This is a genomic window from Microcoleus sp. T3_A4 (genome assembly GCF_036700465.1).
Classification (GTDB): Bacteria; Cyanobacteriota; Cyanobacteriia; order Cyanobacteriales; family Microcoleaceae; genus Microcoleus.
Window position 1 is genome coordinate 125,878 of record NZ_JAUBOY010000005.1, and the last position, 13,625, is coordinate 139,502.

Annotated in this window: 11 protein-coding genes; 4 read left to right on the forward strand and 7 right to left on the reverse strand. The window is 44.6% G+C overall.

Going from position 1 to position 13,625, the window contains the following annotated elements; genetic code table 11:
• Positions 1–11 precede the first annotated feature (11 nt).
• From QUA07_RS04505 to QUA07_RS04525, 5 genes are all read right to left on the reverse strand, one after another.
• Complete coding sequence (locus tag QUA07_RS04505) at positions 12–1,337, reverse strand: DUF2254 family protein (protein WP_333322931.1); 1,326 nt, start codon at positions 1,335–1,337, stop codon at positions 12–14.
• On the reverse strand, positions 1,334–2,338 hold the full coding sequence (locus QUA07_RS04510) for a mechanosensitive ion channel family protein (RefSeq protein ID WP_333322933.1): 1,005 nt from the start codon (positions 2,336–2,338) through the stop codon (positions 1,334–1,336). Before QUA07_RS04510 ends, QUA07_RS04505 begins: the two co-directional genes overlap by 4 nt.
• A gap of 272 nt (positions 2,339–2,610) precedes the next feature.
• A complete protein-coding gene (locus QUA07_RS04515) occupies positions 2,611–3,732 on the reverse strand; it encodes a hypothetical protein (protein WP_333322935.1) in 1,122 nt (373 codons plus the stop codon).
• A 14-nt stretch (positions 3,733–3,746) separates the two neighbouring features.
• Positions 3,747–4,298 carry an SH3 domain-containing protein gene (locus tag QUA07_RS04520; protein ID WP_333322937.1) on the reverse strand — a complete coding sequence of 184 codons (552 nt, stop codon included), beginning with the start codon at positions 4,296–4,298 and terminating at the stop codon, positions 3,747–3,749.
• Between the two features lie 155 nt (positions 4,299–4,453).
• Entirely contained in the window at positions 4,454–5,065 is a 612-nt protein-coding gene (locus QUA07_RS04525) for a hypothetical protein (RefSeq protein WP_333322939.1), read from the reverse strand.
• A 490-nt stretch (positions 5,066–5,555) separates the two neighbouring features.
• Here QUA07_RS04525 and QUA07_RS04530 point away from each other — a divergent pair, with 490 nt between their 5' ends.
• Complete coding sequence (locus QUA07_RS04530; RefSeq protein WP_333322941.1) at positions 5,556–6,479, forward strand: DUF2382 domain-containing protein; 924 nt, start codon at positions 5,556–5,558, stop codon at positions 6,477–6,479.
• Between the two features lie 50 nt (positions 6,480–6,529).
• A complete protein-coding gene (locus tag QUA07_RS04535) occupies positions 6,530–7,495 on the forward strand; it encodes an S-layer homology domain-containing protein (protein WP_333322943.1) in 966 nt (321 codons plus the stop codon).
• Positions 7,496–7,519: 24 nt separating this feature from the next.
• On the opposite strand, the gene QUA07_RS04540 is transcribed toward QUA07_RS04535, so the two are convergent.
• Both QUA07_RS04540 and QUA07_RS04545 read right to left on the reverse strand, forming a co-directional pair.
• Positions 7,520–9,151, reverse strand: coding sequence for an alpha-amylase family protein (locus tag QUA07_RS04540; protein ID WP_333322944.1), 1,632 nt, complete (start codon positions 9,149–9,151; stop codon positions 7,520–7,522).
• 427 nt (positions 9,152–9,578) lie between these two features.
• On the reverse strand, positions 9,579–10,154 hold the full coding sequence (locus tag QUA07_RS04545; protein WP_333081830.1) for a DUF3611 family protein: 576 nt from the start codon (positions 10,152–10,154) through the stop codon (positions 9,579–9,581).
• A 1,445-nt stretch (positions 10,155–11,599) separates the two neighbouring features.
• Between QUA07_RS04545 and QUA07_RS04550 the strand changes: the two genes are divergently transcribed.
• The gene (locus QUA07_RS04550; protein WP_333322946.1) at positions 11,600–12,451 is read left to right on the forward strand and encodes a DUF1206 domain-containing protein; all 852 of its coding nucleotides are present in this window, start codon (positions 11,600–11,602) and stop codon (positions 12,449–12,451) included.
• Positions 12,452–12,652: 201 nt separating this feature from the next.
• A complete protein-coding gene (locus QUA07_RS04555; RefSeq protein ID WP_333322948.1) occupies positions 12,653–13,621 on the forward strand; it encodes a TIGR03885 family FMN-dependent LLM class oxidoreductase in 969 nt (322 codons plus the stop codon).
• Positions 13,622–13,625: the final 4 nt, after the last annotated feature.

Here is a 13,625-nt window from a genome sequence, read left to right on the forward strand (position 1 = left end):
GCTCTACCAAATTAATCCTGTCTTAAAGCTTTAATGACTTGGTGATACTGCTCTTGCACATCTTTCTGGTCTTGCTCCTGAGAGATTTGTTCGCGGCTACTATTTAAAATCATCTCCGCCTGACGCCGTAAAGCTTCTCGTTGTTGGAAATTGTGGGTGTAAGTGGCGATGCAAGCTAGAGCTTCCAATAAACGAATTGTTACCGCCACATCTGATTTACTGTACTGGCGAATTTGGTTAAAGGCAGCATCCACTAACCCTTCAAACGTCACTCCCTCAACAATGACGCGCAAATTCTGTTCATCGTCGTAGCGATAGGGCGAGGGAAAATCCCTTTGAGCGAGGCGGGATAATCCGGCGCTGAGTCGATCGATACACCGAATCGCAGTAAACGGATCGTTGATAGCAGGAGAAATCGCACGCAAGGCAATTTCAACTAACTGATCGATTGGAAATTCTACATCTTGATATTCAGTCCGTTCTTTGCCCAGAATAAAAGCATCGTTAATCTGTTGTTTCAGGCTTTGATTAACCTGTTTTTCCGGGAAAACCATCGCTATCTCGCTGCCTTTGACGATAAACTTTCCCGGTCGAGTTGTAAGACGTACAAGCAGATTGTACTGACGGGCAATTTTCATTAATTCGTCGTCATCGATTGCTTGCAAATAACCCTCGCCCATGGCTTTGATTGGACTTGCTTCCGAGTCAAAATTGGCCGGATTTTCTCCCACTTGTCGCGAGTTGTTCGCCTTACCTTCTCCGATTTTTTCGGGAAACAGACGATCTAGAGCTTTGTCTAAATCGCCACTAACCTGAGTAATTACATGGGAGGCTTGAATAATGGTTGATGCGTGATGGATAAAGTAAATCAGTACGCCGATACTGGCAATTGCCAATCCGGTACCAACTGTCACCGAGAGTTGGGGTACAAAGAGACTGTATCCTTCTCCTTCTCCATGAATGGTTCGCAGTACGAGTAAACAGTAAATAAACGTGCCAATGAAAGTGCCAAGCACGATTTGATTGCCCGTATCCTGCATAAAATTACGCAGCAATCGGGGACCAAAATTTGAACTCGCCAACTGAAGCGCCACAATAGTAATGGAAAAAGCTGTAGCAACAACGCTGACCATTGAACTGGCAACCGATGAGAGAACCGATCGCGCACCATCGGCTCCACCCGTGTAAATCCACCTCCAGTTTGGTATATTACCCGTGCGATCAAGTGTCAGCATGGCGATCGCTAAAATCATCGACCCCACCGCCATCAACGTTGGAATAAACCAGTAGCTAGAGTGCAGCGAGTCCCAAAGTTTGCTTAATTTGACATTTTTCATGAGTAGGGGTGGGGCGAAGATTGTCCGTTGCCGTCTTGTGGCGATCGCACTTCAATGAGTTTTTGCAGAGAACCGCTGATGCTGCGGGGTTTAGGAACTTCGCCATTACCAGCGGGCCATCCTTCGCGTTGACGTTGGCGATCGCCATCGGTCTCTTCGGTTTGGTCATGAAACAAAATTTGCTGCGTAGGAAAGGGCAAGTCGATGCCGTTGGCAGTAAGCTTTTCTTTAATCGCAGAAAGTACCTTGTCCCGCGATCGCAGATCGTCCATTCGTCGCGGCGGAGCAATCCACCATCGAGCGCGGATATTGACGGTACTTCCTGCAAGTTCCATCAGCAACACGTCAGGAGCAGGGTCATTCAAAACCTCATCCACACTGTGCATAGCTTCCATCATTAACTGCTTGGCTCGGTGAATATCATCGCCGTAGCCGATACCAACGTCGTATTCCATCCGGCGTTTATCAAAGGCGGTATTCACAGTAACAGAATTGGTGAACAATTCCGCATTGGGAATTACAATCCGGCGACCATCATAGGTTCGGATTGTTGTAGCGCGAGTTTCAATATTTTCTACCGTTCCCTCAAAGTTTTTAAACACAATCTGGTCATCGATTTGGAACGGTTCCGTCAAAAGAATTAGGATACCAGCTAGGAAGTTTTGTAAGATATCGCGAAAGGCAAAACCAATCGCTACCCCGCTAATTCCCAGCAGTTGCACCAAATCGCCTGCTCTAAATGTGGGAATTACAATCGACAAGGCAATAAACAGACCAACCAGAACAGTAATACCCTGCGCTAACCTTCCCAACACCAGTCCCAAATTTCTGGATTGGCGGTGGTTGCGGGTAAGCCGCCTGACCGCTCTCTTAATTGACTGGCCAACAAAGAAAAAGATTCCAAAAACAATTAACGCTAGTATCATATTAGGCAGCAGGATAATGAAGCCATTGATCATGCTCTCAATCTTGTCCCAGACTCCGGATATTTCTGCTGTCATAAAACTTCCTCTTGCATCAGTCGTTATTGATATAGCAATCCTAAATCATTTGTGAATTTCTTACTCCCTCCCCTTGGGTTCGGGGAGGGTTGGGGTGGGGTAAAAAATTTACGACTCCTGCAAGGATTGCTATAGTATTAAAATTAGCTAGATCAAACTCTTTTTTAAGGCTGTAGATTACTTTAACGTGAGGCTAATTTAGGACTTACACAGCAACAGTAAATATTGGGGAGGGTTCGTTACGCAGAAAGCTAACGCACCAACAATTTTTTTCAAGTGGATATCGAAGCCACATCTTGACCGTTGAGTTTTTGTGCGATCGCATCCAGCACCCTCTGTTCTGCTTCGGAAACCTCTCCGCTATTGTCGGCAATGCGACGGCATTGAGCTAATAGCGGTACTGCAAAGTCCGGGTTAAGTTCCTCTAACAATGCACCCAATGGTTTGGGGGACTTGATGTTAGCAGCAATCCTTTGGAGAGAATCGGCATTTAATTGCAATGCCTTCAATTCTGGCAGAATATCTTCCCAGTTTTTGTTGGGATAACTTGCCAAAATCATGTGAACCATAATTTGATCCATCCCTGCTTGCTGGGCGATCGCCACATCGAGATATTTCTCACTTTGTTGCTGAATCGCTTGCAGCGTTTCGGTTCCAGGTTCTTCAGTCTCTTCCCTGACTTTGGCTTCGTAAAACTGGCGCGCCGCATATCCCAGCGCATACAGCATCGTCGCATTCGTACTCGCACCAATCATCGCGCCAGCCAGCGGTACGTTGCGTAAAAAGCCCAAACCAGCTTTCATGGCGTTGCTACCGCCTAGCGCTAACCCAAAAATTGCCAAAACCTCGCCTTTTCGGGCTGGCTGTTGCAAATCCATCCCATAAGCGGCGGCAATTTCATAAACCATTTCGGTTTGAATCGCAGTAGTCGCCGCTAGATCGATCGCCAGCAGTGCAGCCGCGACACCGGGTAAAATGCTGCTAGCAAATCCGACACCACCGGCGTGGATCGCTTTTTCCACCATAATGCGATGGGCAATTTCGCTGGGATATTCATTGGGATACTTTTCTTGGAGTTCCTTGACTTGAGCTTCGGCTTTAGCTAAGTCGATGCGATCGCTGACTCCAACTAACCAATCAAGCCTGAGTACCCCTGCTACTTGTTTAACAAAGGGAAGATTACCAACATAAGTCACCGCATCTCCGGTTCCTTGCGTCGCTTGTCCAATCAATCGATAAGTTTGTTTAGCAACAGCTTCCCCCAAATCAACTGCTGTTTCAACAACTGCTTTGCCTGTATTCAGTGCAGATTCGGTTGTCTCGGCAAGGAAATTTAACAAACCAGACTTTTGCTGTGAATTAGCTTCTTTTTTTGGGTTTGATTGGTCATCCATCACTGTTTTTTCAATTAACTACAATACGCCAGGTTTTCCGCTTGGACATAGCCTCTCAGAGGCACTGTAATCGGCACCCAACCCTCCGTTCCTAAACTTTCAATCGTCACTCTTCGTCCATTCGCGACGACTCCAAGGCTTTCCCCATCAGTGGAAGGTGCTTGATGTACGTTAATTCCTCTGACGGCTGCCACTTGGCGGCAGTTAGTAGGAGGCGGGGCGGTTGCGGCTTCACACATTCCGAGAAAACCACCATATACGTAGCCTTGTATGGGGGCTGTAATTGGTACCCAGCCATTCTCACCAAGATTTTGAATCGTCACATTTCGTGAGGAACCGATGATGCCAACCGCTTCGCTGTTAGCCGTCGGTTGTCGCCGAACATTAAGACCATTCCTCGCAATAACCTGGCGACAGCTATCCGGTACTTGCGCTAGTAAAGATTCACCTTGAATCTGCATTTTATTTGTATCAGCGGCGAAGGAGGGAGCAACTAAAACCGTTGCCGTTAACAAGCTCGAACTTGTTAACCTTATATATTTTTGCCAGATCCTCTGCTCTTGCATCGCTTTATCTCCTTTTAAATCTCTATGCCAAAACCTTAGAAAAGGTTTTTAGCTTGTTCATCTTCTCCAAGAAAGGATGAATCATCATCACCATGGTATAAAATCTTTCGACTCGCTGGTGTGCTTGTTGAATTTTCTGGTTTTATCATCGCTAATCAAGCATAAACGCGAGGTTTGCGAACGCCAACAGCACCACCCATCATTGCCGCTGCCAAACTCAGCAAAGAGCCAAGTAGAAATGACCAAGTAGCTTTAGCTGTATTACCAGCTAGATCGCGAACTTGATTTGGGTCTACATTCGGCGCTTGATTGGGTATATTAACGCCGCCCTGTTGTTGTACTTGATTGGCAATTTCTCCAGCATTAGCAGCCGCAGCGCCAACAGCACCCGATATCCCGCTTCCTAATAACCAAGCACTAAGTGCTAATGTAGCTCCCCAAAGAATTGCTGCATTCAAAAATGCTGTTTTCTTGGTCATCGGGCCGCAGCTTTGAGCCATCACCCAACCTCCCAAAAATAGGGAAATCAGCAAACTGATAATCGACCAAATTACGACCCCAATACCAACGGAACCTGCATCCGCCCCTGTTGCACCTGCGGTTAATCCGATCGCCATTCCCAAAGCGCTTAAAAGTAGTTGAGTACCCAGAGCGATCGCAATTCCTGCCAAAATTGGCCCCCACCTCACTTGATCGTGGTAATCCACCAGCGGATTGACGATTGTAGGCTCAGTGAGTGGATTGCCCGATCGATCTGGATAAGTCATAAAAGATTAACCCCTGCGTTACGTCATTTTTTTTCTTGAAGGTAATTTAAGTTTACTTAATCATCATTACCAGAATATCTACCGATGGGCATAATATTTTTAAGTTGAAAATTTTAAATATCAAAAGTAGTAACTTCGCTTATAAAATCGCAACTTCCTTTAAAAAAAACCAGCAGCTCGTTTAGAGATGCCCTTAATTTTGTAGGATATCCCCTAGTTAAGGTGATCGTAAAACCTAATAAATCCTTGTGAGAGTTGCTGGCAGAAACGTTGTAGCTTGGCTCGACCCAACCTACGAATGATTAGATAAATTTACCCCCTTGAGTACAGGAAATCGAAATTCATCTACCTAAAGATAGAAAAATATAAAAAAATATCGCTATCTTGATGATTTTCAATTTGCTGAATCATTCATAAGAAGGAAGTATTAGAGCTGATATCTATCTAAAGTAGGTACACAAGTTGATGTAGATAGGTACAGGAAACAACTATGTTACTTTACAAAATTGAGGATTTTAGTCCCAACTACCGCCAAGCCGCTTTTGAGGACGACGATATCAAAGGACTGGATGTGTATGGCGGAAGTACCGATGATAAAATTGGCACGATCGATACTGTGCTGGTAGATGAGACAGGACGTTGCCGCTATTTTGTGGTAGAGACTGGTTCTTGGATTTTTGACAAAAAAGTTTTACTTCCCATCGCTCTTTGTCGCATTGATTTTAATGGGCGGCGTGTTTACGCTACAGGTTTGCGGAGTAAAGACCAAGTGGAACAACTACCCAGGTATGAGCATGGGATGGCAGTTGATTACGATTATGAAGAACAAGTGCGGGGTATTTATCGAACTTCCACAGTAGAAGCGTCTGTACCAGTAGAAGCATCATTACCTTTAGAAGCACCTGTTCGAGTTTCTACAACACATTCGGTCTCGCCTCAAGCTAGTAATCCTGCTTATGACCGGGATACCTACACTTACGAGCGAGAACCCGAATTGTATCAGATGAACGAACAGGATCATCAAAAACTCAAACTGTACGAAGAACGATTAGTTGCAGATAAAAGCCGTCGCAAAACAGGCGAGGTAATAATTGGCAAACAAGTTGAAACCAAAAGGGTAAAACTGGAAGTTCCTGTAGAAAAAGAGCGAATTGTGATTGAGCACACAACTCCAGAATATGCAGGGAGTCGAGTAACCCCAGATACCGCCTTTAAGCAAGAAGAAATGGCACATTTTGAAATCTACGAAGAAAGTGTGAATATCCAAAAGCAAGCGTTCGTGCGCGAGGAAGTGCAAATCAGAAAAGAAGTTGAGCAAGATACGGTTGAGGCAACAGACACAGTACGTCGCGAAGAGTTAGATGTTGTAAAAACAGAAGGGGAATCGGATATAAAAAAACGTAATCCGCTTTAACTCAGCCAAATAGTCTCGTTAAAAATGTAAAAATCAGGAGGATATTTATCATGTCTGATCGCAGGCATTTACCGTCAATCAGCGTAGCCTTTTTAGCTTTAGCCATTAGTATCAGTGGGACTGGCTTTGTGCTAAGTTCCCAGCAAGTTGCTGCTCAACAAGCTAAATCGAAATTTCCTGATGTCCCGCCGAATTACTGGGCGCGTCCGTTTATTGATTCCTTAGCTGAAAAAGAGATTGTTACCGGATATCTAGACGGAACTTTTAGGCCCAAACAGGCTGTAGATCGGGATGAATTTTCGGCGATGATCCGCCAAGCTTTTAATCGAGCAAGCGTTAGAAAGATACCGAGTGGAAGTTACTTTAAGGATGTGCCTAAAAACTACTGGGCAGAAACTCCGATTCAAGAAGCTTATGAAACGGGATTTATGAATGATTTTCCCGGAAATGAGTTTCGTCCGAAGCAGCCCTTGACTAAGGCACAAGCATTAGTTGTGTTAATGAGGGGTTTAAATATGGATTTCAATCCCCCTGTTGTCAAAATTGATCAAGCTGCTGCAACTCCAGCAAGCCCAACTCCAGTAAATAAACGTCGAATTGCTAGGAACCGTTTGGCATTTCCCCTTGCAGCGACTGTTTTGATGCAGCCGTTATTACCTCTAGTGGCAAGACAGCAGCCTGCGGCTGCGCCCGCACCTAAATCGGCTAAGACTGTTCTACCAACAACGACAAAAGCTGCAACTGCGCCTGCTAAAAATTCGGCATTAGATTTTCTCAATTCGTATTATAAAGATGCCGAGAAACTTCCTAAATATGCGGTTGAACCCGTGGCAGCAGCGACAAAGGCAAAGATAGTGGTCAACTATCCAGATCCCAGAGTTCTTAATCCGAACGAGTTGCTGAGTCGGGGTAGTGCTACTGCCCTAATTCATCAAGCTTTGGTCAATCAAGGTCAGATAGAACCGCTTCCAGACAAGAACGCTGCTAAGTACATTCCTAACAGTCCACGTCGCTAGTTCTTCCCTCAAAATTAACTTTTTTTACCCTAGAATTCTATTGACTCGAAACCAGCGATAACCGTAGGCTTCTAAAGGAATAGAGAGCGAGTCGGCACCGAGAGATTCATAGAGCCGATCGCCAAATAAATCGCACAGATTGCTGTATTCGTGAGATTTGAGCGTAGCGGTACAAGGTTTGTCGGCTAGATTGTGGACAGCAATCACCGTCCTGCCTTGCCACTCGCAGCAGTGGGCTAACACCGAGGGAGAGTCGGTTTCCAGAATGTGCCACTTGCCCCTACCCAACTCAGGACATTGCTTGCGGATGCTGATTGCACGTTCCATCCAGTTAATTAATGAGGCAGGATCGCGCTGCGCTGCGGCGACATTGACTTGTTTGTAACCGTATTCTCCGATCGCGATCGCAGGTCTGGCAAGAGTATCAGTTGCAGCCGTCGAGAAGCCACCATTCGGTGCATCTGACCATTGCATCACGGTGCGAACGCTGTCTCGACCTTCCAGCGAAAGGTCATCGCCCATGCCAATTTCTTCGCCATAGCGCAGCATGGGTGTACCAGGCAGGGTGAACAGCAAGCTGTAGATTAGTTCAATCCGGCGGCGAGATCCTCCCATCATCGGTGGTAAGCGACGACGAATCCCGCGCCCGAAAATTTGCATAGTTTTCTCAGGGGCAAACGCTGCAAAAATTTCCTCTCGTTCCGATGAAGTAATGCGGTCTAGCGTCAGTTCATCATGGTGGCGCACAAAATTAAGCCACTGACAAATATCAGGAATATCCGGTAAGGTTTTTAGTCCATCGCGCAGCGCTGTGGATTCTTGACGCGCCAAGGCCAAAAACAGATGCTGGTTCAGCAAAAAGTTGAACAGGATGTGCATTCTGTCGCCCTTAGCAAAGTAGACAGGAATTTGATCGCGATCGACATTTGCTTCTGCCAGCAACACTGCATCACCCTGACGCGATGACACAAAATCTCTCATTTCCTCCAAGAAACCTCGCAGGCTTTCGGGGTCTGCACCTTCAATGCCAATTCCTTTAATTAAAAAGGGAACAGCATCAATGCGAAATCCAGACACACCCAGTTCTAGCCAAAAACCCATAATTTTGCAGATTTCTTCTCGTACCGCCGGATTGCCAATATTCAAATCTGGCTGTTCTTTATAGAAGTGATGCAAATAGTAAGCGTTTGCTTGTTCGTCGTACTCCCAAATACTGTCCTCAGCATCGGGAAACACCAGCAATTCTGGATCAGTTTTGGGTGGATTTTCTGACCACACGTAGTAATTGCGATACTTGGAGTTTTTATCGCTTTTGGCTGCCACAAACCAAGGATGCTGATTGGACGTATGATTTACTACCAGATCGATGAGCAAGCGAATTCCTCGTTCCCTTGCTTGGTGCATGAACTCGACAAAATCTCCCAGGGTTCCGAGTCTCGGATCAATGTTGTAGTAATCCATCACGTCATAACCGTTGTCCCGGTTAGGGGAAGGATAAAACGGCAGCAACCACAAACAAGTAATTCCTAGCCCGGATAAATAGTCTAGGCGGTTGATAAGTCCCTGAAAGTCGCCGACACCATTGCCGTCCGAGTCCATGAAGGTTTCAACATCGAGGGAGTAGACAATTGCGTTTTTATACCAGAGGTCTTTCATATCAGTAAATTTCTTAATAGAGAAACGGTGTAACATGGCTGTGTTCAGAAACTGCCACAGGGCTATTGAGCAAGCTGAATTCCACGGCTATAGCTCATCCTTCGGAAGATAATTCTAAGTCGTATTTGTACCCCTTAAAAATATATCAATATAACGGTATATTAAACATCTATCAAGATAATACATTACGTTTTTTCAATTAAAAAACGGTCGATCCGGCTGACTACAGTTAGCAGGAGCGATCGCTAGGAATTTCCGATTCGATGTTCATCCAAATAGCCAATTAGTTTAGCTTGTAGCTGCACTGCCTTCGCTCTCTTTCGCCAAGACAGTGCACCAGCATAAACATTAGTTAAATCTGCCAGCGCTTGTAAGTGCTGACGGCATAGGAGTTGTGTTTGCCTTTAGCGATCGCCAATGCTGCCAACTACTCCTCTACCCAATTGAGTAACCCAAGAGAAGTAACAGCTCCAAAAAAGTGAGCGCCAATCAGATTGACGTTTGCCATCGTCACAAAAATATCTAGGGAACGAATCACATTTTCTGGCGAATAAGCTGTCATCGCTTGGGGCTGACTAAGAGTTTTTGCGAGGACTAAAGCAACTGTTTCTTCAGAAGCAACAAAGGCGATTAATACCCCCACCAAACTAGAAACTAATCCAATCCGTAAGGTGTGAGTAATATGTTCTTTGCTGGGATAGACCTGGGAATTTTCGGCGTGCAAAAGTCTGCCTAAAAGCCTATAGCGAAAGTCCCAAAATATTCTAAAGCACAGCAATAACAGACCAACTATTGCTAAAAATACCCCGAAACCAATACCTGCATTATTGGTTTGTTCGCTCATGTTGCGACCCAACATAGCAAATAATAAAACAATGCCGGAAACAGCACCCAAGAATAACTGTATCCAGAAGCTAAATCTACTAAACAAGCGAAAAGTTGCGACGAATTCAGTTTGGGTCAGCGGTTGCGACAAGGGTTCTGGTTGATTAAGTTGATTCATTATATACACCTTATTGCTGAATTGATCGTGAAAGCAAACGACGTAAGAAATAGGTTCTGCTTGTCTTCCTGTCGCAAGCGATCGCCTTGTGGTTAGCTATTAGAGTTTTCCTGAAAAGTCAGTTAAGGGCAGGACAGGATGCCGGATGTTTGGGAACCGAATTCGGCAATTTCCGGTAAATAAAAGGTTGAACTCAACACAGCCACTGCCGTTGTGGTTGATTGGATTTTCCTCAAATCCTCCCGGTTCTGAACAATCAACTTCTTGCGACACTGGGGATTTAGAGTCTTAAAAATCGACTTAGGCAAAACGTCTCTTGTTTCTGTTCACCATCTCAAAATCTTGCTTCTATCTCCATTTAATCTAACTAGCCAGACCTTGCCATCTGTCTGATGCCATAAGAAAATATCCCCCTGATGGAAGATGATTGAGGAAAAAGTTATGATACAGCTTTGAGTTAAGTGCGATCGATCGCACTATTGGCGATCGATGCTTGATTCCCAACAGCCACACTGGGGCGCATCCATTCTTACAACATCCATAAGCTAGTTAGGGCAGCTATTCCAGATTCCCAACTATTCATATGCGAGTTGGGAGCTATTCGTTGCAAGCAAGATTACCCGGACATTTTTTTATCACCTTCCGAGTATTGACCATTTAAGCCAACAAATTAAAACGATTTTTATGTGAACAAATTCGCATATTAATCTGTTATAGCAATCCTTGCAGTAGTCATAAATATTTTACCTCACCCCAACCTTCCCCGCGAGTTCGGGGAGGCAGTAAGAAATTCAATGATTTACGCTTTTTATATTACAACCATTATTGCTTTGTTGGGCAAGTGATACTGCTTTGTCTCAACGGAGTTGTGGCATTTATATGCGCTTTTATTCCCTATATCGGCGAATTTTTAAGCGTAATTTTAGCAGGGCTGCTTTTATTAGATTAGCATTGGAAAACAGGTGAGGTGTTGTTGCTATATTTCCTAATTAAACAAAGTGCAGCAGGAAATTTGGTCACCCCTATCCTTATGAAAAAGCAGGGATATTTGCTTTCCAATTACACATTAGCATTCTAGACAGCATTTAAATTTTTATTGGTTTTTTTGGGATTATTTTCAGCGCCACCCATTCTAATTGTTATTTAAACTTTGGTTAAAGAAGTTTGAATCAAAGATATACTAGACTGCTGGTCTACTGCTCCATCAGGGAAGCTATCTCTTAGCCCATAAAGCGAGATTTGTCAAGGCTAATAAATGTGAAATTTATCACCACTCAATCAACCGCTGACACTCCCGCTCAAGACAGATGAAAAAAATCTCTAAATAAGCTAATTATTAAGTTAATAAATGATAATATAAATCGTTTGTTTAAGAACTCAGGTAACTGGAAAGGAATGCAGCATTGCCTATGCCAGCAGTCGTTAACAACTAAAGTATAAAAAATATGAAACGGGACAACTCACCCACCGACAGCATTAAAGACTCAATTGGACAGGCAGCTTCTCATCCCTGGTTTGAGCGACTGGCAAGATTGGGATATGCTTCCAAAGGCTTAGTTTACTTTATTGTCGGTTTTCTAGCAGCACAAGCAGCCTTTAGTATGGGCGGCAGGACAACGGATACTAGCGGTGCATTATCAGAAATTGTTAACCAACCGTTCGGTAAATTTCTGCTATTTCTGGTAACGATTGGCATTATTGGTTATGCCCTTTGGCGTATCGTTCAGACAATTCTCGACCCAGAACACCAAGGACAGAAAATGGATGCCAAGCGAATTGCCCAACGCATTGGCTACGCCTTAAGTGCTTTAGGTTATGCAGGTTTGGCTTTAACGGCTGTAAAACTGATAATGGGTTCGGGCCGTAGTAATAGCAATACAACCGAAGATTTGACAGCCCAAATTTTAGCGCAACCGTTTGGACAATGGTTGGTAGGATTGGCGGGATCAATTGTTATTGGTGTAGGCTTTTCTTATTTCTACGAAGCATATAAAGCCAAATTTCGCCGCCATTTCAAGCTAGATGAAATGAGTCCAACCGAGCAAAAGTGGGCGACACGGTTGGGTCGATTTGGAATTGCTGCCCGTGGAATTGTTTTCGTTATAATTGGTTTTTTCTTAATTCAAGCAGCAAGGCTATCGGATGCCAGTCAAACCAAGGGATTGGGCGAGGTGTTGGCAATTGTGGCAAAACAGCCTTTTAGTCCAGCGATTTTGGCTCTAGTACCTTTGGGTTTAATTGCCTATGGCATCTACTCGGTAATTGAAGCTCGCTATCGGCGAATTTTCCACTCATAAGCTTGCTCGTTATACAGAAAGTTATGAATTTTGAGTCCAAGATTATTTTGGGTGAATTAAAAACTTATCTAACTCAAGACTCAAAACTTTTACTAGCCGTCCTGGTTAAATCACCTGCTTTTAAGTCTGGATATTTTAACTCAAAACTCAGCGCGGACACGAAGGCACCGCCCCTACTCAACTCAAAACTCCTAAAAACTTATGGCACAAATTGGTTATCACGCTTCCCACGAACAGTTTAAGCCCAGCGAATTGCTGAAATATGTCCAAATGGCAGAAGAAGCTGGCTTTACCCATGCCCTTTCTTCCGATCACTTTCATCCTTGGAGTGAAGCGCAAGGACAAAGTGGTTTTGCTTGGTCTTGGTTGGGTGCAGCAATGCAAGCAACGCCAACGCTTTCCTATCGAGTTGTTTGCGCTCCCGGACAGCGGTATCATCCGGCTATTATTGCCCAAGCTGCGGCAACGTTGGCAGAAATGTTTCCCAATCGTTTTTGGCTAACGGTTGGCAGCGGTCAAGCCTTGAATGAACATATTACTGGGGATAAGTGGCCTACTAAGAGCGATCGCAACGCGCGCCTCAAAGAATGTGTCGATATTATCCGCGCCCTTTGGGCAGGAGAAACCGTCACCCATCGCGGTTTAGTGTGCGTAGAAGATGCAAAACTCTATACCCGCCCGGAAATTCTCCCATTAATTATCGGCGCCGCAGTTACCCCAGAAACCGCAGAATGGGTGGGCAGTTGGGCTGATGGATTAATTACGACTTCTCGCCCACCTGAAAAGTTAAAAAAAGTCGTCGATGCGTTTCGTCGCGGTGGTGGAGAAGGGAAACCAATGATTTTGAAAGTGCAGCTTTCCTATGACAGTAATGCACAGAAAGCACTACAAGGCGCTCATGATCAATGGCGTAGTAACATCTTCAAAAGCAAAATGTTGACAGAACTGATAACACCCGATCAATTTGATGCCGCCGGGGAGTTTGTGCAACCAGAGGAGTTATATCAACACGTCCGGATATCGGCAGACCAAGAGCAGCATATTGAGTGGTTGCAAAAAGATATTGAATTGGGGTTTGATGAACTAATTTTGCACAACGTTAACCGAGAACAAGAGCAGTTTATTGAGGTATTTGGCGAAAAAGTAGTGCCAGCGCTGACCAAAACTTGATCTT